The organism is Acidobacteriota bacterium, assembly GCA_012729555.1.
Classification (GTDB): domain Bacteria; phylum Acidobacteriota; class UBA6911; order UBA6911; family UBA6911; genus UBA6911.
In genome coordinates this window covers 23,602-50,109 of sequence record JAAYCX010000047.1, presented here as the reverse complement: position 1 = coordinate 50,109, position 26,508 = coordinate 23,602, and the positions used below count along the sequence as shown (strand labels likewise).

The 26,508-nt window shown below is 67.0% G+C and carries 24 protein-coding genes and 1 pseudogene; 12 read left to right on the top strand and 13 right to left on the bottom strand.

Annotation, left to right across the window (positions count from 1 at the left end):
* The 5 genes from tuf to GXY47_09655 form a co-directional block, all read right to left on the bottom strand.
* The coding region (gene tuf / locus GXY47_09675) for an elongation factor Tu (GenBank protein ID NLV31412.1) at positions 1-126 on the bottom strand (126 nt) is incomplete at its 3' end.
* A 14-nt stretch (positions 127-140) separates the two neighbouring features.
* Positions 141-2,234 (bottom strand): elongation factor G, encoded by a 2,094-nt coding sequence (gene fusA, locus GXY47_09670; protein NLV31411.1) that lies wholly within the window; start codon positions 2,232-2,234, stop codon positions 141-143.
* A gap of 48 nt (positions 2,235-2,282) precedes the next feature.
* The gene (gene rpsG / locus GXY47_09665; GenBank protein NLV31410.1) at positions 2,283-2,753 is read right to left on the bottom strand and encodes a 30S ribosomal protein S7; all 471 of its coding nucleotides are present in this window, start codon (positions 2,751-2,753) and stop codon (positions 2,283-2,285) included.
* A 155-nt stretch (positions 2,754-2,908) separates the two neighbouring features.
* Positions 2,909-3,283, bottom strand: a complete 375-nt coding sequence (locus GXY47_09660) for a 30S ribosomal protein S12 (protein ID NLV31409.1) — start codon at positions 3,281-3,283, stop codon at positions 2,909-2,911.
* A gap of 200 nt (positions 3,284-3,483) precedes the next feature.
* On the bottom strand, positions 3,484-4,635 hold the full coding sequence (locus tag GXY47_09655) for a putative C-S lyase (protein ID NLV31408.1): 1,152 nt from the start codon (positions 4,633-4,635) through the stop codon (positions 3,484-3,486).
* 117 nt (positions 4,636-4,752) lie between these two features.
* Between GXY47_09655 and GXY47_09650 the strand changes: the two genes are divergently transcribed.
* Positions 4,753-5,127, top strand: coding sequence for a single-stranded DNA-binding protein (locus GXY47_09650; GenBank protein NLV31407.1), 375 nt, complete (start codon positions 4,753-4,755; stop codon positions 5,125-5,127).
* A 26-nt stretch (positions 5,128-5,153) separates the two neighbouring features.
* Complete coding sequence (locus GXY47_09645) at positions 5,154-7,412, top strand: PBP1A family penicillin-binding protein (GenBank protein NLV31406.1); 2,259 nt, start codon at positions 5,154-5,156, stop codon at positions 7,410-7,412.
* A 4-nt stretch (positions 7,413-7,416) separates the two neighbouring features.
* Here GXY47_09645 and GXY47_09640 read toward each other — a convergent pair whose 3' ends face one another.
* From GXY47_09640 to larC, 3 genes are read right to left on the bottom strand one after another with little or no spacing between them, the layout of a single operon-like run.
* Positions 7,417-8,352 (bottom strand): polyprenyl synthetase family protein, encoded by a 936-nt coding sequence (locus tag GXY47_09640; protein NLV31405.1) that lies wholly within the window; start codon positions 8,350-8,352, stop codon positions 7,417-7,419.
* 56 nt (positions 8,353-8,408) lie between these two features.
* Positions 8,409-8,777: a methionine--tRNA ligase subunit beta gene (gene metG / locus GXY47_09635; GenBank protein ID NLV31404.1), complete on the bottom strand. Its 369-nt coding sequence runs from the start codon at positions 8,775-8,777 to the stop codon at positions 8,409-8,411.
* Positions 8,774-10,015, bottom strand: coding sequence for a nickel pincer cofactor biosynthesis protein LarC (larC, locus tag GXY47_09630; protein NLV31403.1), 1,242 nt, complete (start codon positions 10,013-10,015; stop codon positions 8,774-8,776). Before larC ends, metG begins: the two co-directional genes overlap by 4 nt.
* 191 nt (positions 10,016-10,206) lie before the next feature.
* Here larC and argS point away from each other — a divergent pair, with 191 nt between their 5' ends.
* The 4 genes from argS (at position 10,207) to GXY47_09610 (ending at position 14,792) form a co-directional block, all read left to right on the top strand.
* Complete coding sequence (gene argS / locus GXY47_09625) at positions 10,207-12,207, top strand: arginine--tRNA ligase (GenBank protein ID NLV31402.1); 2,001 nt, start codon at positions 10,207-10,209, stop codon at positions 12,205-12,207.
* A gap of 5 nt (positions 12,208-12,212) precedes the next feature.
* Positions 12,213-12,716, top strand: a complete 504-nt coding sequence (locus tag GXY47_09620) for a hypothetical protein (protein NLV31401.1) — start codon at positions 12,213-12,215, stop codon at positions 12,714-12,716.
* Between the two features lie 32 nt (positions 12,717-12,748).
* Positions 12,749-13,273 (top strand): hypothetical protein, encoded by a 525-nt coding sequence (locus tag GXY47_09615; protein ID NLV31400.1) that lies wholly within the window; start codon positions 12,749-12,751, stop codon positions 13,271-13,273.
* Positions 13,274-13,391: 118 nt separating this feature from the next.
* Positions 13,392-14,792, top strand: coding sequence for an MATE family efflux transporter (locus tag GXY47_09610; GenBank protein ID NLV31399.1), 1,401 nt, complete (start codon positions 13,392-13,394; stop codon positions 14,790-14,792).
* On the opposite strand, the gene GXY47_09605 is transcribed toward GXY47_09610, so the two are convergent.
* Entirely contained in the window at positions 14,755-15,405 is a 651-nt protein-coding gene (locus GXY47_09605) for a Crp/Fnr family transcriptional regulator (protein NLV31398.1), read from the bottom strand. The two genes, GXY47_09610 and GXY47_09605, sit on opposite strands and share 38 nt — an antisense overlap.
* A gap of 138 nt (positions 15,406-15,543) precedes the next feature.
* Here GXY47_09605 and hcp point away from each other — a divergent pair, with 138 nt between their 5' ends.
* A complete protein-coding gene (hcp, locus tag GXY47_09600; GenBank protein NLV31397.1) occupies positions 15,544-17,193 on the top strand; it encodes a hydroxylamine reductase in 1,650 nt (549 codons plus the stop codon).
* A gap of 49 nt (positions 17,194-17,242) precedes the next feature.
* Here hcp and GXY47_09595 read toward each other — a convergent pair whose 3' ends face one another.
* Both GXY47_09595 and GXY47_09590 read right to left on the bottom strand, forming a co-directional pair.
* Positions 17,243-17,563: a cytochrome c gene (locus GXY47_09595; protein NLV31396.1), complete on the bottom strand. Its 321-nt coding sequence runs from the start codon at positions 17,561-17,563 to the stop codon at positions 17,243-17,245.
* Between the two features lie 52 nt (positions 17,564-17,615).
* Entirely contained in the window at positions 17,616-18,338 is a 723-nt protein-coding gene (locus GXY47_09590) for a rhomboid family intramembrane serine protease (GenBank protein ID NLV31395.1), read from the bottom strand.
* A gap of 103 nt (positions 18,339-18,441) precedes the next feature.
* Between GXY47_09590 and GXY47_09585 the strand changes: the two genes are divergently transcribed.
* The 5 genes and pseudogenes from GXY47_09585 (at position 18,442) to GXY47_09565 (ending at position 23,253) form a co-directional block, all read left to right on the top strand.
* Positions 18,442-19,602: an iron-containing alcohol dehydrogenase gene (locus GXY47_09585; protein NLV31394.1), complete on the top strand. Its 1,161-nt coding sequence runs from the start codon at positions 18,442-18,444 to the stop codon at positions 19,600-19,602.
* Between the two features lie 91 nt (positions 19,603-19,693).
* Positions 19,694-20,713: a 3-deoxy-7-phosphoheptulonate synthase gene (gene aroF, locus GXY47_09580; GenBank protein NLV31393.1), complete on the top strand. Its 1,020-nt coding sequence runs from the start codon at positions 19,694-19,696 to the stop codon at positions 20,711-20,713.
* Between the two features lie 33 nt (positions 20,714-20,746).
* Positions 20,747-21,651: pseudogene (locus GXY47_09575) on the top strand (TIGR01777 family protein).
* On the top strand, positions 21,648-22,274 hold the full coding sequence (locus tag GXY47_09570) for a DNA-3-methyladenine glycosylase (protein ID NLV31392.1): 627 nt from the start codon (positions 21,648-21,650) through the stop codon (positions 22,272-22,274). The pseudogene GXY47_09575 and the gene GXY47_09570 overlap by 4 nt, the downstream one beginning before the upstream one ends.
* Before the next feature lie 7 nt (positions 22,275-22,281).
* On the top strand, positions 22,282-23,253 hold the full coding sequence (locus GXY47_09565) for a VWA domain-containing protein (protein NLV31391.1): 972 nt from the start codon (positions 22,282-22,284) through the stop codon (positions 23,251-23,253).
* A gap of 13 nt (positions 23,254-23,266) precedes the next feature.
* On the opposite strand, the gene GXY47_09560 is transcribed toward GXY47_09565, so the two are convergent.
* Positions 23,267-24,763 (bottom strand): insulinase family protein, encoded by a 1,497-nt coding sequence (locus tag GXY47_09560; GenBank protein NLV31390.1) that lies wholly within the window; start codon positions 24,761-24,763, stop codon positions 23,267-23,269.
* Positions 24,760-26,487 carry an insulinase family protein gene (locus GXY47_09555; GenBank protein NLV31389.1) on the bottom strand — a complete coding sequence of 576 codons (1,728 nt, stop codon included), beginning with the start codon at positions 26,485-26,487 and terminating at the stop codon, positions 24,760-24,762. Before GXY47_09555 ends, GXY47_09560 begins: the two co-directional genes overlap by 4 nt.
* Positions 26,488-26,508 lie beyond the last annotated feature (21 nt).

Sequence of the window (26,508 nt, the reverse complement as noted above, 5' to 3'; positions counted from 1 at the left end):
CTTCGGATCCAGCTTGTTCATCACTATCGTGATCGCCGCGGTCAAGGTCGTCTTGCCGTGATCGATGTGTCCGATCGTCCCGATGTTGACATGCGGTTTGCTGCGATCAAATTTCTCCTTGGCCATATCTCCCTCCGAACCTAGTTGACTGACGACTTTCCGCGGATCTTCGAAATCACCTCTTCGCTGACCGTCTTGGGCGCTTCCTCGTAATGGGAGAAGTGCATCGAGTAGGTCGCCCGCCCCTGGGTCATGGAACGCAGATCGGTCGAATAGCCGAACATTTCCGAAAGCGGCACCCTGCATTGAATCACGGTCGAGCCCAGCCTGTTTTCCGCCGACTCGACCCGCCCCCGGCGGGAATGCAGGTCCCCGGTCACGCTCCCCATGTACTCTTCCGGGACCACGACCTCCACCCGCATCATCGGTTCCAGCAGGACGGGACGGGCCCGCTTCGCGGCGTCCTTGAGGGCCATGGAGCCGGCGATCTTGAACGCCATTTCCGAGGAATCCACCTCGTGGTAGGAGCCGTCCGTGAGCGTGACCTTCACGTCGACCGTTTCGTACCCCGCCAGCACGCCCGCGGTCAGGGCCTCGCGGATGCCGCTTTCCACCGGGGCGATGTATTCCCTCGGGATGGCGCCGCCCACGATCTCGTTGACGAACTCGCAGCCGGACCCGGCCTCGGCCGGCTCCAGGATGATTTTAACATGACCGTACTGCCCGCGCCCCCCGGTTTGCCGCACGAATTTTCCTTCGGCTTCCGCCCGCTGGCGGATGGTCTCCCGGTACGCCACCTGCGGCCTGCCGATGTTGGCGGCCACTCCGAATTCCCGGATCATCCGGTCCACCAGGATTTCCAGGTGCAGTTCCCCCATCCCCGAGAGGATCGTCTGGCCCGTGTCCGGGTCCGTATGCACCTTGAAGGTGGGATCCTCACGGATCAGCTTTTCCAGCGAAATGCCCAGTTTCTCCTGGTCGCTCTTGGTCTTCGGCTCGACGGCGACCGAAATCACGGGAGCCGGGAACTCGATGGCCTCGAGAACGACGGGATGCCGCCGGTCGCAGATCGTGTCGCCGGTCGAGACGTTCTTGAGCCCGACGGCCGCGGCGATGTCGCCCGAGTAGACTTCCTTGATCTCCTCCCGCTTGTTGGCGTGCATCTTCAGCAGCCGTCCCACCCGATCCACCGAATCCCGGGTGGAATTATAGATGCCGCTCCCCGACTGGAGCTTCCCCGAGTACACCCGGAAGAAGGCCAGGTGCCCGACGAAGGGGTCGGTCATGATCTTGAAGATCAGCCCGGCAAAGGGCTCCTCGTCCGAGGCGCGCCTCACCGGCGGGGTCTCCCCCTCCCCGGCGACGCCCGTCACCGGCGGAACGTCCAGCGGCGACGGAAGATAGGCGATAATGGCGTCGAGCAGCTGCTGGATCCCCTTGTTCTTGAAGGCCGAACCGCAGAGGACGGGCACGAATTTCAGCTCTATCGTCCCCTTGCGCAGGGCCCGCCGGAGTTCCTCCTCCGTGACCGGTTTCCCTTCCAGGTACTTCTCCATCAGCCCGTCGTCGGCCTCCGAGGCCGTTTCGATCATCCGGTCCCGGTAGGCGGCCGCTTCCGCCTCGTACTCAGCCGGAATCTCTTCCATCGCGAAGTCCGACCCGAGGGTCTCCTCGTTGAAGACGATGGCCTTTTTCGCGACCAGGTCGATGATGCCGCGGAAGGCATCCTCCGCCCCGAGCGGCAGCTGGATCGCCACGGGCACGGTGCCGAGCCGCGAGCGCATCATGTCCAGCACCCGGGGAAAGTCCGCCCCGGTCCGGTCCATCTTGTTCACGAAACCGATGCGGGGCACGCGGTACTTGTCCGCCTGGCGCCACACCGTCTCCGATTGCGGCTCCACCCCCTCGACCGACCCGAAGATCCCCACCGCGCCGTCGAGCACCCGCAGGCTGCGTTCCACCTCGGCGGTGAAATCGACGTGGCCGGGCGTGTCGATGATGTTGACCCGGTGGTCCTTCCAGAAGCAGGTGGTGGCGGCGGACGTGATCGTGATCCCCCGCTCCTGCTCCTGCTCCATCCAGTCCATGGTAGCCGTACCCTCGTGCACCTCGCCCAGCCTGTGCGTGATTCCCGTGTAATAGAGAACGCGCTCGGTGGTCGTGGTCTTACCGGCATCGATGTGGGCCATGATGCCGATATTCCGAGTCCGTTCTAAGGGTACCAAGCGTCCCACAGAGGAAACCTCTTTATCCGCTTCCACTTGAAAGCGGAAATGCACAAATTACCAGCGATAATGGGCAAAAGCCTTGTTGGCCTCCGCCATCCGGTGCGTGTCTTCCTTTTTCTTGATGGCGCCGCCGCGGTTGTTCGAGGCGTCCAGGATCTCGGCGGCCAGCTTTTCACGCATGGTCTTCTCGCCGCGGTTCCGGGCGTTCAGAATGATCCACCGGATCGCCAGCGAGGTCCTGCGGTCGGCGGCGACCTCGATCGGCACCTGATAGGTCGCCCCGCCCACGCGGCGCGACTTCACTTCCAGGAGAGGCTTGACGTTGTCCATCGCCTTCTTGAAGACCTTGACGGGATCGTCCTTGGTCCTTTCCTTGACAATATCGAGACTGCCGTAGAAGGCTCCTTCGGCAACGCTTTTCTTGCCCTGGATCATCATGCAATTGACAAACTTGCTGATGAGGGTGCTTCCGTAAATCGGATCGGGCAGCGCCTCTCTCTTCGGTATTTCTCTTCGCCTCGGCATACTTAAAGATTCTCCCCAAGATCTGCGCATACTCAACTGCACAGGGTCGGCACGCCCGTCGATACCGAATCCCGTCGGCCCCCCCGCGGGGGCCGATTGAGGATCATTGTCGGGAGCAGATCGCTCGCCCTGAAACAGTGGTTATGAAGAAGTGATTAGCTTTTAGGCCGCTTGGCACCATACTTGGAACGGGAATTCTTGCGATCCTGAACTCCAACCGAATCCAGCGTCCCACGAACCACATGATACCGAACCCCGGGGAGGTCCTTGACACGCCCACCGCGAATCAACACGATGGAGTGCTCCTGCAGGTTGTGCCCGATCCCCGGGATGTAGGTCGTAACCTCGATCCCGTTGGTCAGCCGGACACGCGCAACTTTTCGCAGAGCAGAGTTTGGCTTTTTGGGCGTAGATGTGTACACCCTCGTGCATACTCCCCTCCGCTGAGGACTCCCCTGCAAAGCCGGACTCTTCGTCTTGTAACGAATCTTCTTTCGGCCAGATCTTACCAGCTGATTGAAGGTCGGCAAACTTTGCTCTCCTTATAAAAGTCAACGCACGGCCAGAAAAACTCCACCATTACAGTATTTCCGAGCCGTGCCGGATACAGCGAAAAACCTGACGAATATAGCAAAGCCCCCTAATCCTGTCAAGCAAATGAAATATTTGGAGATTCTTTTATCCGGGCCGGCCCGGGAATCCCCCGGAATTCGCCCCGTCCCCGAAAAATTTAGGAAATTTCCAGCGCTTTTTTCATCCGCCTGAGCGCTTCGGCCAGTTTTTCCCGGGGACAGGCGAAATTCAGCCGGACAAAACCCTCCCCCCCCTTCCCGAAATCGGTCCCGTCGCTGAGCGCCACCCTCCCCCGCTCGAGGAAAAATTCGGACAATTTTCCCGCCACCCCGGCCGCGGAGCAGTCGAGCCAGGCGAGGTAGGTGGCTTCCACCCGGCACATCCGGACCCGGGGGATCTCCCGCGGCAGGAACCCGGACAGGAAGTCCCGGTTGGCCCGCAGGTAGGCGAGCGCCTGGCCGAGCCACTCCTCCCCCTCGGACAGGGCCGCGAGCGCCGCCGTATGCCCCATGATGTTGACCCACGGTACGATTCCGGCGCTCACCTCCATCCAGCGCCGCCGCAGCCGCGGGTTGGGGATGACGGCAAAACCGCAATCGAGCCCGGCGATGTTGTAGGTCTTGCTGGGCGCCATCAGGGTGACGGTGCGGTCCGCCACCTCCCGGTCGAGCGTGGCGATCGGAATATGGCGGTGCGGGGGGTAGAGGAGCTCGCAGTGGATTTCATCCGAGCAGAGAACGAGCCGGTGGCGGAGGCAGATTTCCGCCAGCGTCTCCAGTTCGGCCCTGGTCCAGACGCGCCCGACGGGGTTGTGGGGGTTGCAGAGGAGGAAGAGACGGGTCGCGGGGGTGATCGCCCGTTCGAAACGCTCGAAATCGATCTCGTAGCCGTCGCCGCTCGGGGCCAGGGGCGGGTCCGCCAGCACCCGCCCGTGCTGCACCGGGTCCCGCAGGAGGTGGAAATAGACCGGCGGCTGCGCCAGCACCCCCTCCCCCGGGGCGGTAAAGGCCTGGATGGCCACGTTGAGGCCTGTGACGATGCCGGGGAGATAGACGACGTCGGGCTCCGCCACCTCCCAGCCGTAGAGCTTCCCCAGCCGGGCGCGCAGCAACTGTGTCAGCCTGGGGGACGGCCGGCTGTAGCCGAAGATCCCATGCTCCGCCCGTTCCCTGAGCGCCTCGATGACCGGCTGCGGGGAGCGGAAATCCATGTCCGCCACCCACAGGGGGAGGACGTCCCCGGGATAGTGCGACCACTTGACGCTGTCGCTCCCCCGGCGGTCGACCCTTTCGTCGAAATCGTACCTCATTCCCCAGAGGTTACAGGTTTCCGGCCGCCGGCCGCAAGGGCCAACGCGGGCCGCCGGGAGCGATTTTTTGGCTCAAATCGGCTCCGTTTCATTTATATAGGGAAAGGAGGAGGCGTCATGGGAACCATCAACAAAGTCCTGCTCATCGGAAGGCTGGGGAAAGACCCGGAAGAACGGACCACGGCGGGGGGCACCTGCGTGTCCAGCTTCAGCCTGGCCACCGACGGCTACCGGGGCAACAACGCCGAGAAGACGGCCGAGTGGCACCGGGTGGTGGTGTTCGGCAAGGTCGCGGGGCTCTGCAACCAGTACCTCAAGAAGGGACGCCTGGTCTGCGTGGAGGGCTCGCTTCAGACCCGCTGCTGGGAAAAGGGTCCGGGGGAGAAGCATTATTTCACCGACGTCGTCGCCTCCCGCGTGACGTTTCTCGGGTCCCCCGGTTCCGACTCCGCGCCCCGCCCGCCGGAGGAGGCTTCGGACGCCCCGAACTGAAGGAGCTGTGCTATAATGCCGTTCCGATGACGGCCTCCGGAAAAAAAGCAGACGGCACACTGTCGGCCCGCAGGGACAGGCTCGGGCTATGGGGTTTCTTCCTCTTCCTGGCCCTCCTCTTCATCACGGCCGGGCTGGGGCTGGGGATTTTTCTGGGCTACGAGTACAACCTCCCCCCGATCCAGAGTCTCGAGGATTACCGTCCCGACGTCATCACGAGCATCTATTCCGCCGACGACAGCGTCATCGGCGAATTCGCCGTCGAAAGGCGCATCATCGTCTCTTTCGAGGAGATCCCCCCCTACCTTCAGCTGGCCATCATCGCGGTCGAAGACGCCCAGTTCTACAACCACTCGGGGCTCAACTACTACTCCATCCTCAGGGCCGTCGTGAAGGACACGATCCGCCGCAGCTTTCCCATCGGCAAAGGGGCCAGCACCATAACGCTGCAGCTGGCCCGCATGCTCACCGGCCGCTACGAAAAGACCTGGGACCGCAAGATCAAGGACATCCTGATCGCCTGGAAAATCGAAAAACGCTACTCGAAGCACCAGATCCTGACGCTCTACGCCAACCTGCACAACATGGGCCCCGGCATCTACGGCGTCGCGGCGGCGGCGGACTATTACTTCGGGAAACAGCCGAAGGAACTGACGCTCGAGGAATGCGCCCTGATCGCCGGGCTGCCGCGCAGCCCGGGGAGGTACAACCCGCGCAGGCACCCACGGGAGGCCATGGCCCGGCGGAACCTGGTGCTCGACCGGATGGCGGACGAGCGGATGATCTCCCTCCAACTGGCCGAGGAGACGAAGAAAAAGCCGATCGTGCTCGCCCCCCCCCGCCGGAACGAACGCGACCTGGCCCCGCATTTCGTGGAGTGGGTGCGGGAGACGCTGGCCGGCCGCTATTCGACCGACGAGATCTGGAGAAGGGGGATGCGGGTCTACACCACCCTCGACATCCGCATGCAGACCGCGGCCCGCCGGGCGCTCGCCGAAGGGCTCCGCGAGTTTGACAAGAGGACCGGGTGGCGGGGTCCCATCGGGAACGCCTTCGCGGACGCTTCCGCCGACGCGGGCGCCTACGAGCACCCGGGATGGCGCACCCCCCTGCGCCCGGGCGACATCGTCGTCGGACTGGTCGAGGAGGTCGGCGGCGCCACGGCCGCCGTGCGCATCGGGAGTTACCGCGCCGAAATCGGAGCCCGGGAGATCGCCTGGACGGGGGCCAAGGCCCCCGGCGCCATCCTCGGGGCGGGGGACCTGGCCTGGTTCCGGATCGTGTCGCTGGACGAGGGCACGCTGAGCGCCGCCCTCCGGCTCGAGCAGCAACCGGAGGTGGAGGGGGCCCTGGTCATCCTCGAAAACGCCACGGGGAAGGTCCGTGCCCTGGTGGGGGGCTACGATTTCGCCTCGAGCGAATTCAACCGGGCGACCCAGGCCATGCGCCAGGTCGGATCGACCTTCAAGCCGATCGTCTACTCGGCCGCTTTCGAACAGGGCCTCGGGCCCGAGAGCCCCCTGCTCGACACCCCGGTCAGCTTCGACTCATCGGACGGGCGCCCCTGGAGCCCCCGGAATTACGACGGCGTGTTCAAGGGGGAGATCACCGTCCGGCAGGCCCTGACGGAATCGCGCAACGTCCCGACGGTCAAGGTGGCGTCCATGATCGGGATCAAGAACGTCGTCGTCATGGCGCGCCGGTTCGGCCTCGCCGGACCGCTCGACCCCTACCTGCCGCTGGCGCTCGGCGCCTGCGAAGCCACGCCGCTCGAAATGGCCTCGGCCTTCACGGTCTTCCCCAACCTGGGGAACCAGGCCCAGCCCTGGTTCCTGCGCCGGGTCGAAGACTACGACCGCGTGAAAAGGGAGGAGCACGAGCCGCAGGTCCACCGGGTGCTCCAACCGCATCACGCGGCCGCGATGCTGGGAGTGCTCGAGAACGTGGTTCAAAACGGCACCGCGAGAGCGGCCAGGGGCCTCGGCCGGCCGATCGGCGGGAAGACGGGAACGACGAACGACTTCACCGATGCGTGGTTCGTGGGGTTCACCCCCTCGCTGACGGCCGCCGTCTGGGTTGGGTACGACAAGACGCGCAACCTGGGAAACCGGCAGTCCGGCTCCGCCGTCGCCCTGCCGATCTGGATCGACTGCATGCGCGAGATCCTCGAGGGCACGCCGGTCGAGCGGTTCCCCGAGCCCGAGGTCACCGACCAGATGTCGGACGAGGTTTCCGGGTCCGCGCCCTACGAACGGAAGCGCATCTTCATCGAGGACCTTCCGTGAGGGGTCAGCGGTCGCGTTCCACGAGGAAATCGGGGATGGAGAGGAGGGCCTCCCGGGCCCGGCCCGGGGGGAAACCTTCGAGGCACGCTTTGGCCTTGCGGGCGTAATCCTGGGCCTTTTCCATGACGCGTTCGGCCGTCCGGTGCTCCCGCACCAGGCGCGAGATCCTTTCCTGCCCCTCCGCGTCCGGGTTCGCCGATTGCAGGACATTCCGTATCAGTTCCCGGTGCCCGGGGTCCCCCTCCCGCATCAGGTAAATCAGGGGGAGCGTCAGCTTTCCCTCCTTGAGGTCGCTCCGTACCGGCTTGCCCAGCGTCGTCTCGTCCGAGGTGAGATCCAGCACGTCGTCGACCAACTGGAACGCCAGCCCGACGTTGAGCCCGTACAGCCTCAGCCTCTCCTCCCCCTCCTTCCCGACCGCGCCCAGGACCCCGCCGAGCTGGGAGCAGGCGGAGAAAAGCACGGCCGTCTTGCGGGTCGAGATATCCAGGTGCTGCGCCTCGGTGATGTCCAGATTGCCGTTCAGGGTGAGTTGGATGAGCTCCCCCTCCACCATCTTGCGCGTGACCTCGATGAGGACGTCCATCACCTCGATCCGGCGCTCCCCCAGCGCCAGGCGGAAGGAGGTCATGTACAGCCAGTCCCCCATCAGCACGGTGATTTCGTTCCCCCACCGGGCGTTGACGCTCGGCCGGCCGCGGCGCGTGGAGGCGTTGTCGATGATGTCGTCGTGGACCAGCGTGGCGGCGTGGATCATTTCCACCACCGCGCCCAGCCGGGGCCCGACCGGGCCGTCGTAGCCGCACATCTGCGCCCCGAGCAGCAGAATGGCGGGGCGCACCCGCTTGCCGCCGCCGTGGCACACGTACTGCCCGATATCGTGAACCAGGGGGATCACGGAACTGGACTGGCGCGCGAGCTCCGCCTCGACCTCGGCCATTCCGCTTTCGATCAGTCTGTAGATTTCGTGAGGAGTCAAGGAGCCCCCGGTCCCGTCTATTTGAGCAAGGCGCCGTTCGGAACGTCCTCGGCGAAGGTGGCCAGGACCGGTTTCCCGTCCGCGGTGGCCGCGACCACCATGCCGTCGGATTCGACCCCCATGAGCCTGGCCGGCTTCAGGTTGGCCACGATCACTATCTTCCTGCTGAGCAGGCTTTCCGGTTCGTAGGCCTCGGCGATCCCCGCCACGACCTGGCGCACCTCCGTCCCGATATCCACCCTGAGCTTCAGGAGCTTGCGGGAACCTTCGATCTTTTCCGCCTCCAGCACCTGCCCCACCCGCAACTGCACCCTGGCAAACTCCTCGATGCCGATCCTGTTCGGCGTCTCTTCACTCTTGACCGGATTCGGCGTTTCTTCACTCATTCGATGTCCTTCCCGACGGGGTTCCCCGGATCGACCCGGGCCCCGAGATATGCGTGCACGGCCGCGGCCTGGACCTCCTTCAGGGCGGCGCCGGCCAGGTCGGCCAGGCGGCGGCAGTCTTCAAATTCGGGCACGAAGTTGACCTCCCGCCCGTCGAGGAGCGATCGCTTCACGGCGACGGGGCCGAAGGGCGTTTCGACCTTCACGAACTCGCGCCGGAGCGTCCGGCGCCGCTGCAGGGTGCAGCGCACCCCGATCGTGGTGGTCTCCCGGAACATCAGCGCCGTCATGCGATCGATCTCCCCGGGGGCGCACACGCACGTCACCTTCTGTCCCGGCCGGTTCTTCTTCATCTGCACCGGGGTCGCGTAAACGTCCAGGGCCCCCGCCTCGAGGGCCTTCTCCAGGAAATGGCCGTAAAGCTGCGGGCTCATGTCGTCGATCGTCGCCTCGATCACCGCCACCTGCTCGTCGGGCCCGGGGGCCGCCGCGGCGGCCGGCTCGCCCAGGCTCATCCTCAGGACATTCGCGTTCCCCGGAGTCTCGCGGGTCCCGGCCCCGTACCCCGTGGCCGAGATCCTCATCGCCGGGCGGTCGCCGAAACTCCCGACGAGCGTGACGAGCAGCGCCGCCCCCGTCGGGGTGGTCAGTTCCCCGTCGACGCTGTTGGAAAAGACCGGGACGTTACGGAGCAGCGCCTGGGCCGCCGGGCCGGGAACCGGGTAGGTGCCGTGCTGGCACTGGAGCGTCCCCTTCCCCACGTTCACGGCGGAGGAAACGACGCGGGCGGAGCGGAGCGGCTCCATGGCGATCATCGTCCCCACGATATCCACGATCGAATCGACCGCGCCGACCTCGTGGAAATGGACCTCTTCCGGGGGGAGGCCGTGGATCGCCCCCTCGGCCCCGGCCAGGACCCGGAAGGCGTCGATCGACCTCTCCCGGACCCAGGGCGACAGGGGGCTCGACGCTATCATCTCCCGGATGCCCTTGAAGGTCCGGTGATGGTGCGAGTGCTCCACCTTCACGTGGAACCGGGTCGCCTGGATCCCGCAGCGGAGGAGCTTCTCGGTCGCGAGCTCGTACCCCTCGAGGGGGAGGAGCCGAAGCTTCTCCCGCAGCTCCCCGAAACCGAAACCGAGGTCGAGCAGCGCGCCGATGAACATGTCACCGCTAGCGCCCGAAACCGGTTCGATGAACAGAATCGTGTCCGTGGAAACCGAGGGTACCGTGCCCACACCTACTCCTCTCCAAACTTTCAGACTGAGTCTATGGGCCAACCGCCCCCAAGTCAAGGCGGCCGTTGCGGAAGCCCCGCCGCGCCGCCGTGGCCCGCGCACACCCCCCGCGGCCTGTAACCGGGTGGAGGAATCGTGTATCATGGATGCCGTCGCTCGACGGCAAACAGACCAAGGACGGAAAGACACCCATGCTGCTGACCATTACCAGAAACCTCGAAAAGACCTTGCTGCGAAGCATTTCCGAAAGATACGGCATCCGGTACGACTCCCTGAGTTTCACGGTCCCCCCGAAGATCGAGCTGGGCGAACTGGCGCTTCCCGTGGCCTTCGACCTGGCCCGCAAGGTGCGGCGCCCGCCCGCCCAGATCGCCGGGGAACTGGCCGCGGACGCCGGGAGCCTCCCCGGGATCGGGAGGGTGGATGTCGCCGGCGGGGGGTATCTGAACTTCCATCTCGACCGGGGGTCCCTGGCGCGCCTCCTGGCGCGCAGCATCGGGCGGAAGCGGTTCGGGCGCGAAACGGAACCGGACCCGGGCGGCAAGATCATCGTCGAACACACCAACATCAACCCCAACAAGGCGGCCCACATCGGGCATCTGCGCAACGCCACCCTGGGGGATTCCTTCGTCCGCTGTCTCCGGTTCCTGGGGCGGCAGGTCGAGGCGCAGAACTATCTCGACAACACCGGCGTCCAGGTCGCCGACGTCGTCGTGGGACTCGAGCGGATGCAGAACCGGACGCTCGCGGAGGTGGCCGCGATCGGGGGGAAATTCGACTATTTCTGCTGGGACGTCTACGCCCAGGTGTCCGATTTCTACCAGCGGTCGGAGGAAAACAAACAGTGGCGCAGCCGGACGCTGCAGGCGGTGGAGGCGGGGGGCAACCCCACCGCGGAGCTGGCCGAGCACGTGGCGATGCGCATCGTCGACGCCCACCTGGCGACCATGGAGCGCATCAACGTCCGGTACGACCTCCTCCCGCGCGAAAGCGAAATCCTCCACCTGCACTTCTGGGACACCGCCTTCCGGCTCCTGAAGGAGCGGGGGGCCGTCTACTACGTCGACGAGGGAAAAAACCGCGGCTGCTGGGTCATGAACACCGGCGAGACGCAACCGGAGGCGGCGCGCGCGGAGGCGGAAGACGACGAGAAGATCATCGTCCGATCCGACGGGACCGTCACCTACGTCGGCAAGGACATCGCCTACCAGCTCTGGAAATTCGGGCTGCTGGGCCTGGATTTCCAGTACCGGAGGTACCCCCGGGAGACCGGGCACCCGGGCGAACCCGGGCACCCGGGAGGACCCGGGCACCCGCTCTGGATCACCGTCGCGGAGGGGGGCGGCGCCGATGCGCCCCGGTTCGGGCATGCCGAGCGCGTCTACAACGTCATCGACAGCCGACAGGCCTACCTGCAGTCGATCGTGGTCCAGGGGTTGCGGGCGCTCGGGTACACGGCCCAGGCGGACAACTCGATTCACTTTTCCTACGAAATGGTCGCCCTCAGCCCGGCATGCTGCGACGAACTCGGCTTCCCCCTTTCCGACGAGGACCGGAAACGCCCCTACGTCGAGGTGTCCGGGCGGAAGGGGCTGGGGGTCAAGGCCGACGACCTGCTCGACGCGCTCGAGGAAAAGGCCCTCGGAGAGGTCCGGGCGCGGCACTCCCTGCCCGAAGAGGAGGCGCGGCGGATCGCGCGGACGATCGCCGTGGGCGCCCTGCGCTATTTCCTGCTCCGTTTTTCCCGCAACACCGTCATCGCCTTCGATCTCAGGGAGGCGCTCAGCTTCGACGGGGAAACGGGCCCCTACGTTCAGTACGCCGCCGTGCGGGCGGGCAACATCTTCCGAAAGCTCGAGGAGTCGGGGGAAAGGGCGCCGGCGCTGGAGGGAGAGTTCCCCGGGCTGGACGCGTTTCTGGACGAAAACGACGAAATCTGGGACCTCGTCTGCCAGGCGGCGCGCTTCCCCGAAATCGTGCGCCAGATCTCCCAGAACCTGGAACTGGGCCAGCTGTGCAAATACGCTTTCTCGCTGGCACAGAAGTTCAATCTCTTCTATCATAAACACCATATTCTTTCGGAAACGGACCCGCTGAAGAAGAGCCATCTCCTGCTGGTGGCGGATCTGGTCCGCCGCCAGCTCGAAAAAGCGCTCGATCTGCTCGGCTGCGAGGTGCCGGCCAAGATGTGACGGTCATGACGTTTGCGCTCTCACTGTTTCTCGCGCTGCTGCTCGGCTCCCCGCCGGAGGGGCTCCCCCCTGCGGAGGGGCTCCCCCCTGCGGAGGGGCTCGCACCGGAGGAGAAGCCGCTGTTCACCCCTTCGGAGAGCGCCCGGCTCGCCCGCGCCGACAGCCTGGACGACAGGATCCGGGTCTACGAATCCGCGTCCAAGAGGATGCGGGAGGAGATCGAGCGGATGGCGGGAAAGGACGCTTTCGGGGCGATACCGGCCGCACTCGAAACCTGGGCCTCCCTGCTCGGGCGGTCGCTCGAAGACATCGGCGCCAACACCCCGCCGGACCGCAAGAAATCGAAGCGCCTCATCAAGTACGAGATCCAGGTGCGCAAATCGGTCGACGGCATGCGGGACCTGAAGATCAAGTCACCGATCGAACTGGCCGACGCCTTCGACGCCTTTCTCCTCGAAGCGGAGGAGGTCCGCAAGGGATTCATGGAGATCCTGTTCCTGGGGAGATAGCCCCCCGGACGGCTCGATCGGAGGGGAGTGCGATGTTCGTCAAATGCCTGGCACCGCTGCTCGTTTTCCTCATCGTTCCGGCGCCGTGCGCCCCTGCCCGGGACTTCCTCACCGAAAAGGAGATCGAGATCCTGCGCGAGAGCCCGGGCATCGACGCCCGGGTGAATATCTACATGGACGCGGCCGGGCGGCGCCTCCGTTCGGCCGATGAGCGGCTGACGGGCGAGGAACCTCGGGAGGGGGACCCGCTTGAGCTGCTCACGGCCGAGGATCTGCTCGAGGACTATCTCCGGATCCTCCGCAGCGTGATGTTGGCGGTGGACGACGCCTTCCAGGAACCGAAGAGGGCGAAGGGCGACATCCCCACGGCGCTCAGGAGGCTCAAGGGCCGGACCGGAGACCTCCTCAAGCCGCTCCAGGAGCTCAGGCGGCTCTCGGAAGAGAAGCGGAAGGAAGCGCTCTGGAACCTCGTCCACGAGGCCGACGAAATCACCCGGGCCGCCCGCGACGGGGCCGATGAGGGGCTTTCGATCCTGCGCGAACGCGAATCCCGGTAATTGCTCCTTGGCCGCGCCCCCAAAGAAGATATAATACCCCTTTTTTTGCCTGCGGGACCGCTCGCCCGGAAGAAGGGAACCAGTGAGGGAAGACAGGGAGATCAAAACCCGAAGCGACATGCTTGCGCGCGAAAGGATCGGCAGGCTCCTGTGGAAACTGTCCTTCCCCGCCATCATCGGGATGATGGTCCACGGGCTGTACAACATCGTGGACACGTTCTTCGTGGGACGCTACACCGGGACCCTCGGCATCGGGGGGACGGCCGTCGCCTTCCCCATCCAGATGATCGTCATGGGAATCGGGATGACGATCGGGATCGGGGGGGCCTCCATCCTTTCCCGCCGCATGGGGGAGCGGGACCACGAAGGCGCCTCCACCGCGCTCGGGAACATGATCCTCCTTTCCCTCGTCACCGGCGTCGCGTGCGCCGCCGCCGGCCTCGCCGGCGTCACCCCCCTCCTGCGCCTGTTCGGAGCCAACGACGCCCTGATGCCCTACGCCACCGATTACATCACGGTGATCCTGATGGGGAGCCCCCTGTTCACCTTTTCCATGGTCGCCAGTTCGGCCGCCCGGGCGGAGGGAAACGCCAAGGTCGCCATGAACACCCTCCTGATCGGCGGCATCCTCAACGTCATTCTCGACCCCATCTTCATCATCGCCCTGGACCTGGGCGTCAAGGGCGCCGCCATCGCCACGGTGATCTCCATGGGCGCGTCCTGCGTCTTTCTCCTCCTCTACCTGCGGAGCGGCAAGAGCGAGATCCGGCTGGACTGGGGCCACATGCGGCTCCGGTCACCCATCGTCCGGGAGATCTTCGCCGTGGGCTCCTCCGACTTCGCCCGGACGGCGGCCATGAGCGTGACCTCGGCCATCTTCAACAACATCCTCCGCGCCCTGGGGGGGGAACTCCCGATCGCCGCGTTCGGCATCATCTTCCGCATCATCAGCTTCGTCTTCATGCCCATGATCGGCATCGCCCAGGGGGTGCAGCCGATCCTCGGGTTCAATTACGGCGCCCGCCAGTTCGACCGCATCCGGGAGGGGCTCAGCCTGGCGAACCGGAGCACCACCGCCCTGGCCCTGGTCGGCTTCGCGGTGTTCCTCGCCTTCCCGGCGCCCATCCTCGGCATATTCAGCACCGACCCGAAGCTCATCGAGATGGGGTCCTCGGCCATGCGCTGGCTGGTCCTCGGCCTCCCGCTGGTCGGGTATCAGAACATCGGGACCAGCCTCTTCCAGGCGATCGGAAAGGCGAAACCCGCCATCTTCCTCGCCTTCTCGCGCCAGGTCCTGTTCCTGATCCCCGCGGTGATCCTCCTGTCGAAACTGCTCGGGCTGCGGGGGGTCTGGCTCTCCTTTCCGGTGTCCGACGTGGTCGCGTTCGTCGTCACCTACGCCATGGTGGTCCGCGAACTGCGCCGCCTTTCCCGCATGGCGGGGGGCGCGGCCCCGGAGGGCCCCGCCGGGGAGACCGGGGTCACGCATCCGGCTTCCAGAATCGGGGGGAAACCCTGATCTCGCTCTGCTTCCAGGAGAGGAGCCCGCGCCGCTTCAGGTCCTGAAGCAGCCGCGACAGGGTCTCCGGGGTGGCGCCGATGGCGGCGGCCAGCTGTTTCTTGTTCATTTCCACCCGGATGTCGAGCCTCTCCCCGTACTGCTCCGCCAGAAACGCCCGCAGCCGCTCGGCGACATCGTGGCGCGTCAGGTGCTGGATCCGGTCGGTGAGGTACCGCTGCTTGCGAAGGAGCATGGCGATGAAATCGTTGCGGAAATCCTCCTGGCCGAGCAGGTCGAGCATGTCGCGCCGCAGGATCCGCATCACGAGGACGTCGGTGAGCGCCACCGCCGTCACCGGGTACACCCTCCGTTCGAACAGGACCACTTCCGCGAAGGCCTCGCCCGGCTTGAGCACCTTGATGACGGTTTCGTCCCCCGCTTCCGACACCTTGCCCAGCGAGATGCGCCCCCGCGCCAGCAGGTACATCGCCTCCCCCGTCTCCCCCTCCCGGAACAGCACCGACTGCCGGGGGCGCTCGAGCGGCCGGCAGAACCGGGTCAGGATTCTCTTGCTGGCCTCGGAAATGCCGTCGAAAAACCGTGCCTGATCGAGTATGCTGTAAACATCCATGAGCCCCCCCCGTGCCGGACGCCAGGACAGGAAAAATGGCGATTTCTTGATCTGGGTCAATGTCGTCCCGCACAGCTCAAAGTATGCTATCGATCGTACGCGGACAACCAATAATTTCCGGGAGACGAGACTATGAACATGTTTTGCTACCAATGTGAACAGACGGCCGCCGGCCGCGGTTGCGAGAAGGTGGGCGTTTGCGGGAAAGACCCGGTCACGGCGGCGTTGCAGGATCTCCTCCTGTACGCCGCCAAGGGGATCAGCCAGTATGCCGTCCGGGCGCGACAGTGCGGGATGAAGACCCCGCAGGCCGATACCTTCGTGGTCGAGGCCCTCTTCACCACGGTCACGAACGTCAACTTCGACGCCGCGCGGGTGGAAGCCCTGATCCGCAAAGGGGCGGGCGTGAAGGACGCGACCCGGGCCCTGTACGAGGACGCCTGCAAAAAGGAGGGGAAAACCCCCGAGATCGTGCAGGGGCCGGCCGCATGGACGCCGGCCCAAACCCGCGACGGCCTCCTCGACCAGGCGGCGGGGATCGGCATCGCGGCCGCGAAGGCGTCGCTGGGGGACGACCTGACCGGGCTCCGAGAACTGCTGACCTACGGCCTGAAGGGGATGGCCGCTTACGTGGATCACGCCTACATCCTGGGAAAGGAGGACGACAAGGTCTACGCCTTCATCCATGAGGCCATGGACTACATAGCCCGGCCCGCCCTCGACCTGGGCCGGCTCCTGGAACTGAACCTGAAATGCGGAGAGGTCAACCTCTCCGTGATGGGGATGCTCGATGCGGTCCACACCGGCACCTTTGGCGACCCCGTCCCGACCCCGGTCCGCGTCACCCCGGTCAAGGGGAAGGCGATCCTGGTATCGGGCCATGACCTCAAGGACCTGGCCGCCCTGCTCGAGCAGACCAGCGGGAAGGGGATCAACGTCTACACGCACGGCGAGATGCTTCCGGCCCACGGCTACCCCGAACTCAAGAAATTCCCCCACCTCGTCGGGAACTACGGCGGGGCCTGGCAGGACCAGGCGAAGGAATTCGCCGCCTTCCCGGGCGCCATTCTCATGACCACCAATTGCATCCAGGCCCCGCGCGACTCCTACAAGGGCCGCATCTTCACCTGCGGCCTGGTCGCCTGGCCCGGGGTCACCCACATCTCCGATCGGGACTTCTCCCCCGTCATCGCGGCCGCCCTGGCCGAGCCGGGGTTCGAAGCGGACGAACCGGAAAAGACGATTCTCGTGGGCTTCGGCCACAACGCCATCCTGGGGGTCGCCGACAAGGTCATCGAGGCGGTCAAGGGGGGGCAGCTGCGCCACTTCTTCCTCATCGGCGGCTGCGACGGGGCCAAATCGGGGCGCAACTACTACACCGAGTTCGCCGAGGCCGTCCCGAAGGACTGCGCCATCCTGACCCTGGCCTGCGGCAAGTACCGCTTCAACAAGCTGGAGTTCGGCGACATCGGCGGCATCCCCAGGCTGCTCGACTGCGGCCAGTGCAACGACGCCTATTCGGCCATCAAGGTGGCCGGGGCCCTGGCCGAGGCCTTCGGCTGCGGCGTCAACGACCTGCCGCTGTCGCTCATCCTCTCCTGGTACGAGCAGAAGGCGTGCGTCATCCTCCTCTCGCTCCTGCACCTGGGGATCAGGAACATCCGTCTCGGCCCGACTCTGCCGGCCTTCGTCACGCCGCCCGTGCTCAACGTTCTGGTGGAAAAGTTCAACATCAAGCCGATCACGACCGTCGAGGCGGACCTCGAAGCCGCGCTGGCCAACGCCTAGATCGAAGACGGGAGGAACGCCAGGGGGGCGGCCGGCGGCCGCCCCCTTTTTATTTCAGGGTCGCCAGGTAGGCGACCAGGTCGCGGAGAGCCTTTTCGGGGAGGTTCGGGTAGGCCTTCATGGTGGTGTCCGCTTTCATGCTCCTGGGGCTCTGGATCCATTTCCGGATCTCTTCCGGCTTGAGCCGGGACCCGACCCCGTCGAGCGCCATCTTCTTCCCACCGATGCCGGAAACGGAGTGGCAGAGGGCGCATTTCTGCATGGCGTAGACCTCCCTCCCCTGGTCCGCCGTCGAGTCCAGTCCGAGCGTGACGGCCACGCCGACGGCCAGGAGCACGGCCCCGCAGATGATGATGGCGGCAGCTTTCATTCGAAATCCTCCTCCTTGAGAGTCTTCACTATACTATGCCTGGCCGGCGGGCTCAATCTCCCATCGCCCGCATCAGCGGCGCGCCATGGGGCGGGTTGAAAAACCTCACGCTTCTTTTCTTGAACGCCCCCACCAACACCACCCCCGCGACGAACCCGCCGACATGGGCCCAGAACGCCACCCCGCCCGCCGCCCCCGCCGTGGTGCTGCCGCCGAGGAGCTGAAGAACGAACCAGTACCCCAGGATGACCCCGGCGGGGAGATACAGGACCCGGATGAAGACGAAGAGAAAGATCAGGGTATGCACGCGCGCCCTGGGGTACAGCATGATGTAGGCGCCCAGCACGCCGCCGATGGCGCCGCTGGCGCCGATGGCGGGGATGACCGAATCGGGGTTGGCCAGGATGTGGGCCGCTCCCGCCGCCAGGCCGCACGCCAGGTAAAAGAGGACGAACCGGAAACGGCCCGTCGCCTCCTCGATGTTGTTGCCGAAGATCCAGAGGAACCACATGTTTCCGACGAGGTGCATCCAGCCGCCGTGAAGGAACATGCTGGTCAGCACGCTCGCGAGCGGGGGGACGGCGGCCAGGTCGGCCGACAGCCGGCCGAGCCCGGTCACCACCGCGGGGATGCTCCCGTACTGGTAAATGAACCGTTCGGCCGATCCCGGGGGAAGGGACAGCTGGTAGAGGAAGACGACCAGGTTGACCGCGATCAGGGAGATCGTGACCACGGGCGTGCTTTGGGTCGGGTTGTCGTCCTTCAAAGGAAACATGACGCTCGCCGGGCGGCACCCGCGACGGGAAATCCGCCTCTCCTCCCTTCAATCTGCTATAGTACCAGCCGGGAGCCGGAAGTTTCAGCCCGGATCGTCGCCTATGACCCTCGCCTTCGAGTTCGCCACCGCCACCCGCATCGTCTTCGGCCCCGGAAAGGTGTCGGAGGCCGCCTCCGAAGCCGCGTCCCTCGGCCTCCGTGCCCTGGTGGTCGGCGGAAGCCGGCCCGGGCGGCTCCAACCGCTTCTGGAAAAACTGCGCGCCGCGCGCGTCGGCTTCACCCTTTTCTCCGTTCCCGGCGAGCCGACCCTCCCCGTGGTATCGGCGGGGGTCGCGCGGGCCGGGGCGGAAGGGTGCGCGGCCGTCATCGGGTGCGGCGGGGGGAGCGTGCTCGACGCCGCCAAGGCGATCGCGGCGCTCCTCACCAATCCCGGGGACCCGCTCGATTACCTGGAGGTGGTCGGACGGGGCAACCCCCTCCCCCATCCCCCGGCCCCCTGCATCTGCCTCCCCACCACGGCCGGAACCGGCTGCGAGGTCACCCGCAACGCCGTCCTCATCGCGCCCGAACAGCGCGTCAAAGTCAGCCTGCGCAGCCCCATGATGCTCCCGCGCCTGGCCGTCGTGGACCCGGAACTCACCCGCTCCCTCCCCCCTTCCCTGACGGCCTCCACCGGCCTGGACGCGCTGACGCAGCTCGTGGAACCGTTGCTGAGCGTGCGCTCCCATCCCCTGACCGACGGTCTCTGCCGCGACGGGATCCGCCGCGCCGCCCGCTGGCTGCGCGCGGCCTGCGCGGACGGCGACGACATGGAAGCGCGCGAAAACATGGCGCTGGCCAGCCTGTTCGGCGGCCTGGCGCTGGCCAATGCCGGGCTCGGCGCCGTGCACGGGCTGGCCGCCCCCCTCGGCGGCATGTTTCCCGTGCCACACGGGATCGTCTGCGCCCGGTTGCTGCCGGGTGCGCTCGGCGTCAACCTTTCGGCCCTGCGCTCCCGGGCGCCCGGGTCCCCGGCGCTCGCGCGCATGGACGAAGTCGCCCGGCTGCTGACGGGCGACGGCCGCGCCGGCGCCGAGGACGGGATAGAATGGCTCGAGCGGCTGGTCGCGGACCTCGGGCTGCCGCGCCTCGGCGCCTTCGGGCTCACGCGCGAGGATCTGGGCGCCGTCGCCTCGCAGGGGGTCCGATCGAGCAGCATGCGGGGGAACCCCCTCCCGCTCGAGCGGGAAGAGCTCTGCGCCATCCTCGAGAGCGCGCTCTGATCCCTCCCCCGCGGCCGCAAAATGGCCGCTGTCCCCTCCACCCGGATTGTATTAGAATGGGGCTTTAAGACCCACTGGAGGAGAGTGCCCGATGCTGGTCATGATGAAGTCGAACGCGACCCGGGAGGAGATCGACGCCGTATGCCGCAAGATCGAGTCGATGGGGTTCAAGCCCCACCCGATCCCCGGAAGCACCCGGACCGCGATCGGCATCACCGGCAACCGGGCGCCGGTGGAACCCTTTGCGCTGGAGGCGCTCCCCGGCGTCGGTGAATGCGTCCCGGTATCGAAGCCCTACAAGCTGGTGGGACGCGAACTCAAGGAAGACACGACCGTCATCGACCTCGGGGACGGGGTCCGCATCGGGGGCGGGCAACTGGCCGTCATCGCGGGGCCGTGCGCCGTGGAAAGCCGGCAGCAGGCCCGGGAAACGGCCTCCCGGGTCGCCGCCGCGGGCGCCCGCCTCTTCCGGGGAGGGGCCTTCAAGCCGAGGACCTCGCCCTACAGCTTCCAGGGCCTCGCCCTGGAGGGACTCCAGATCCTGGCCGAGGTGCGGGAGGAGTTCGGTCTCAAGATCGTCACCGAGGCGGTCGACGTCGAGAGCGTCGACCTGGTGGAGCGCTACGCCGACATCATCCAGGTCGGCGCGCGCAACATGCAGAATTTCTCGCTCCTGAAACGGGTGGGCCGCTCAAGCAGCCCGGTGCTGCTCAAGCGGGGCAATGCGGCGACCCTGGACGAGCTGCTCATGGCGGCCGAGTACATCCTCTCCGAGGGGAATTACCGCGTGATCCTGTGCGAACGGGGGATACGGACCTTCGCCGATCACACGCGCAACACCCTCGATCTGAGCGTCGTCCCCGCGGTGCAGCACGCCAGCCACCTCCCCATCATCGTCGATCCCAGCCATGGCACCGGCCGCCGGGAGAAGGTGATCCCCATGTCCCGGGCGGCCGTCGCCGTCGGCGCCGACGGGTTGATCATCGAGGTGCATTCCCACCCCGAACAGGCGATGTCGGACGGGAACCAGTCCCTCGACCCGGTCGAGTTCGAGCAGCTGATGAGGGAAATCGGGCAGATCGCCCCGGTCCTGGGCCGGTCCATGGCCTGAAACCGGGAGCGGATGCCGGAACGCGAGGCCGCCATGAAAATCCTGATCACGGGATCCACCGGGCTCGTCGGGTCCGCCCTGGTCTCCCACCTGGCCGCAAACGGGCACCGCGCCCTGCACATGGTCCGCCGCCCCCCCCGGGGGGCCGATGAAATCCGCTGGGACATCGAAGCCGGGACCCTGGACCCCTCTTCCCTGGAGGGGCTGGACGCGGTGGTCCACCTTGCCGGCGAAAACATCGCCTCCGGGCGCTGGACGGCGGAGCGGAAACGCCGGATCCTCGAGAGCCGCGTCCTGGGGACGCGGCTCCTGGCCGGGGCGCTCGCCCGGACGGATCGCCCCCCCCGGGTGCTGGTCAGCGTTTCGGCCGTGGGGTATTACGGAAACCGGGGGGAGGAGGCGCTCGACGAGGAGAGCGGCCCGGGAACCGGTTTTCTCGCCGAGGTATGCCGGGCGTGGGAGGCGGAAGCCGCCCCGGCCGCCGCGCGCGGCATCCGGGTGGTCCACCCCCGGCTCGGCATGGTCCTGAGCGCGCGGGGGGGGCGCTCGACCGGATGCTCCCGGCCTTTCGCGCCGGTTTCGGGGGCCGCATCGGCAGCGGCCGGCAGTACATGAGCTGGATTGCGCTCGACGACCTGGTCGGCGTCATCCTCCACGCGATCGGGCACGACGACCTGCACGGCCCCGTCAACACGGTCTCGCCCCATCCGGTCACCAACGCGGAGTTTGCCCGGGTCCTGGCACGCGCGCTCGGCCGCCCGGCCTTCACGGCCCTTCCGGCCTTCGCCGCGCGCCTGGCCTTCGGGCAGATGGCCGATGAGCTTCTCCTGGCCAGCGCCCGCGTCTCGCCGGGCAAGCTCGAGCGGTCGGGCTACCGGTTCCGCTACCCGCGCCTGGAGGAGATCCTCGGTCGGCTGTTCGGGCCGGGGTCGAAATGACGCCGGCGCCCGATCCCCGGCTCCGCTTCGACGAAACGTTCGCGGGGCTGGAGGAGATCCCCCGCTCCTTCCTGCGCGGGGACACCGCCAGGGCGGCACGCGGGCTCATCGGCGCCTGGATCGCGTGCCGGCACGGGGGCCACTGGTACGGGGCGCGGATCGTGGAGACGGAGGCCTACCTCGGACGGGACGACCCGGCGGCCCATTCCTGCCGGGGGAGGCGCACGCCGCGCGTGGAGCCGATGTACCGGGACGGGGGGCACCTGTACGTTTACCTGGTCTACGGCATGCATCACTGCGCCAACGTCGTCACGAGGACCGAGGGGCTGGCCGAGGCGGTGCTGCTGCGGGCGGCCGAAGCCCCGGCGGGGGCCCCGGAAAAACTCCTGAGCGGCCCGGGACGCCTCTGCCGGGGATTGGGAATCACCACCGCCGCGAGCGGCATGGACCTGCTCGCGGGGGGAAAGGTGCGCCTCGCCCGCGGCCCGGACCGGCCGCGCACCATCCGGGCGACCCCCCGCATCGGCGTGGCCTACGCGGGCGAGGCGGCCGGGTGGCCGCTGCGCTTTTTCGACGCGCACTCCCGCGCGGTTTCGGGCCCCGCCCGCCTGAACCGGGGATGACAACGCCATGAAACGCACCCTGAAACTGACGGCGGTTTTGATCGCCACGCTCGCCGGACTCGGTCAGGGGCCGGCGGCCCGGACCGAGCCGCCCGATGCCCCCCCGCCGCGGGCCGGGAGCACGATCCGGGCGGCCGTGGAGATGGTGTCCCTGCCGGTGGTGGTCACCTCGGGCGACGGCGGCTACGTCACGGGGCTCACGAGGGAAGACTTCCGGGTTTTCGAGGACGGCGTTCCGCAGGAGATCGCAGCCTTCGCCGCGGTGGAGGACCCCATCTCGGTGGCGCTCGTGATCGACACGAGCGGGAGCACCGAGTCGCAGCTCTCCCGGATCCAGGCGGAGGCGATGCGCTTCGTGAGGCTCCTGCGGGAGGACGATGCGGCCGCCGTCGTCTCCTTCGCGGACGAGGTCACCCTGATCGAACCCTTCAGCATCTATCACCGGAAGAACCCGGAAGCGATCCGGAAAATCCGTCCGGGGGGGCTGAGCGCGGTCTACGAAGCGGTCTGGCTCACGATGGAGCAGGTCCTGAAACTGGAATACGGGCGCAAGGCGATGGTGATCCTGAGCGACGGGATCGACAACCGGAGCGAATCGGTGAGCCGGGAGGAGACGCTGGAACTCGCGCGCCGGACCGAAGCCCCCATCTACAGCGTCTATTTCGCCCCCGGCAAAAAGCGCGCCCCGCGCTGGAGCCCCATCCCCGTCCCCTCGCGGCGCGACGGCCCCGAGCGCGACGCCGGCCGGAAATACCTCGAGGCCCTGGCGCGATCGAGCGGCGGGCTCCTGGTCGACTCCTCGCGCGAGGCCGACCTGGGCCCGGCCTTCGCCCGCATCGCCCGCGAACTCCGCAACCTGTACAGCCTGGGGTACTACCCCCGGAACCTGAAGCACGACGGCTCCTTCCGCGAGGTGAAGGCCGTCGTCACCCGCCCGGGGCTCAAGGCCCGCACCCGGGGGGGGTACGTGGACCGCTGACGGGCCCGCGCCCCTACTTCGGGTACTCCATCGTCATCGGGTCGGGGAGCGGGATGCGGACGATGCCGCCCCTCCCCATCTTCCCGAACGAGTCCTCGGGCCGGGCCGGGTCCCCCCGGAGCACCTCGTCGACATTGCCGACCGCGAGGATCACGAGGCCGTCCGGATGGAGGTGGGCATTGGCCGCACGATGAACGTCGTCGACGGTGACCGCCCGGACCCTGTCCCGGTAGGTGTCCCAGAAACGGGGGTCGCGCCCGGTGTAGGCGTCCGCGGCGAAGGTGTCGGCCGTGGCGCGCGCCGTGGCGAAGATGCGGGGGAAGATCTCCACCGCCTGGTTCTTCACGGTTTCCAGCTCCCCGGGATCCACCCTGGTCCGGCGCATCCGCTCGATCTCCTCGATCACGATGCGCGCCGCCCGGGCCGCGGCCGCGCTTTTGGTCTGGAACCAGGCCCGGAAATCCCCCGGGTAATAAATGCCCGCCGCGTAGCGGGAGCCGGTGTCGTAGGCCAGCCCCTCCTCGGTCCGCACCCGGCTCATGATCCGGGAGGTGAACCCGGAGCCGCCCAGGATGTCGTTCATGACGTCCACGACGATCTCGTCCTGGTCCCCGCGCCGGATCCCGCGGTGTCCGAGCGAAACCCGGGCCTGGTTCACATCCGGCTTGTCGACCATGTAGATTCCGGGGGAGGGAGACGCGTCCGGCGGGGGGACCGGGGGCGCGCCCTCGCCCTTCTCCCAACCGGACATCGCCCGCTCCAGCGCCGCTTTCATCTCCGCGGTCCGGAAATCGCCCGAGACGGCCAGGATCAGGTTCCCGGGATGAAAGCAGCGCCGGTGAAACTCGATCAGGTCCTCCCGGGTGAGCGAGGAGATCGACTCCCGCGTGCTGTGGCGGTTGGAGAAGTGGTCCTCCCCGAAGAGGAGGCGGCTCCATTCCCGGCTCTCGATCTCATTCGTCTGGTCGTTGCGCCGCTCCATGGCCTGCAGCTGCCGCCCCTTGTAGAGGTCGAGCCGGTCCTGCTCGAAGGCGGGGCGGCGCAGCATGTCGAAGAAAAGGTCGAGCGCCCGGTCCGTGTCCTTGGCCATGAAATTGACCGAGGCCCGTCCCGCGGTCGGACCGACCGAACTTTCGAGGACCGCGGCCAGGAAATCGGCCTCCTCGTCGAATTCCTCCGCCCGGCGGCCCGTCGTGCCGCCCGAGCGCAGCTGGTTCCCCACGGCGGCCGCGAGCCCCGCCTTCCCGGCGGGGTCGAGGTAGGCGCCCGTGCGGATGTAGGCCGACACGTGAACGAGCGGGAGATCGTGGTCCTCGACGAAGAATACCGGCACGCCCGGGGCCACGGCCTGCCGGTGGTCCGCCGCCTTCGGAGGGACGTAGTCGAGCGGCTGGTAGACGATGTCCCGGGGATGCGGCGGTACCGCCCCCTCCCCCTGGCCGAACAGGATCGACGCTCCGAACATCCAGACAATGCAGGAAAGGCACACCCGTCCGCTTCGTCGCATCATCGGTCTCCCTCCTTCGCGATCCTCTCCTCGAGCAGGCGGATGAGGGCGGCCACGTATTTCCGTTTTTCGGGCGGCGCCGAACCCTCCTGGGCCCGGACCTTCCCGAGGATCGCCCGCGCCTCCTCGCTCCCCATCCCGGCCACCGCCCCCCTGAACTGCCCCAGTTCCGCCCGCTCCTGCGGGTCCAGCCCCTCGAGCAGCGGGTCGTCGCCGCCCTCCGCCTCCTTCGTGTAGTAGAGGGCGACCGCCCGGTTTTCCGGCCGGAAATAGCGGCCGGCCACCCGCCGGACGTCCTCCGCGGTGACGGCCGCCACCCGCCGCGGGTCCTCGTTGAAGCTCTGCCAGCCCCGGTTGCTGTCGGCCACCAGGAGCTGCAGCATGAGGTAGAGCCGGCTTTCCATCCTCCGCAGGTTGTCGGCCGCGAACTGGTTCTTCACCTTCTCCAGTTCCCTCTCCCCGACCGGCTCCCGCTGCAGTCTTTCGATTTCGGCGTAGAGCGCCCGCTCCACCTCCTCGGGGCTGCTCTCGGGCCTGGCCACGCCTCCCAGGGCGAAGTATCCCTCGTACTTCATCCCGTTCTGGCCGGCGGAGGCGCTGTTGGCGATCTTCTTGTCCAGGACCAGCGCCTTGTGAAGCCGCCCGGTCTCCCCGCTCAGCAGGGCGCCCAGGACCAGGAGCGCCGGCTCGTCCACGTGCCCGTCGGCCACGGAATGGTAGCGGACCTCCACCTGGGGACGGGTTTCGGCATGCGCGACCATCCGCTTTTCGGCCGTCTGCTCGATTTCGCGGGTCCGGACCACCGGGCGTCCCCGGGGGTTCGGCCGGAGGCGGCCGAAATAGCGGTCCGCCAGGCGGCGGGCCTCGGCGGGGTCGAAGTCCCCCACGAGGCAGGCGCTCAGGTTGTTGGGGGCGTAGTGGAGCCCGAAGTAGGCCTCGGCCTCCTCCCGCGTGATCCCGCCCAGGTCGCTGGGCCACCCGATGACGGGCCAGGCGTAGGGGGAGGAGCTGAAAAAGAGCGCGTCGAACTGCTCCTCGAGCCGGCCGGTGGGGGTGCTGTCGACCGTCATGCGCCGTTCCTCCTGGACCACTTCCCGCTCCGGGTAGAACTCGCGGAAGACGGGGTTCAGCAGCCGGTCCGACTCCATCCAGAACCAGAGTTCCAGCTTGTTGGCGGGAACGTTGATGAAATAGACGGTGTAGTCGCGCCCCGTCCCCGCGTTCATGCCGCTGGCGCCCGCGTGGGTGTAGATCCGGTCGAACTCGTTGCGCACGATCAGCTCCGCGGCCTCCGCCTCGAGCCGGGCGAACTTCTCGAGGAGCTCGGCGTGCCGCCCGGTCCGGCTGTCCGGGTCGCCGAGGTCGGCGATCTCGCCCAGCCGGAGGCGCTCGATCTGCGCCCGCTCCTCCCGGCCGATCTCGGCCTTCAGCGCGTCCATCTCCGCCAGCAGGCGGAGGTCCCGTTCGATGTCGGTGGTCCCGACGACGCGCGTCCCCTTGAACATCATGTGTTCGAGCAGGTGGGAGATGCCGGTGATGCCCTGGCGCTCGTTGACCGAACCCACCCGCGCGATCCACCCGGCGGCGATGTTGGGGTCCCCCTTCCTGGGCACCATCAGGAGGCGCAGCCCGTTGGGCAGCACGTATTCCTCGACGGCTACCTGCTGCGCCAGGAGCCCGGGCGCGCACAGGAGCCACATCCAGAAGACCGCCAGGTTTCGTCTCATATCCTTCTCCGTCTCGCTGTC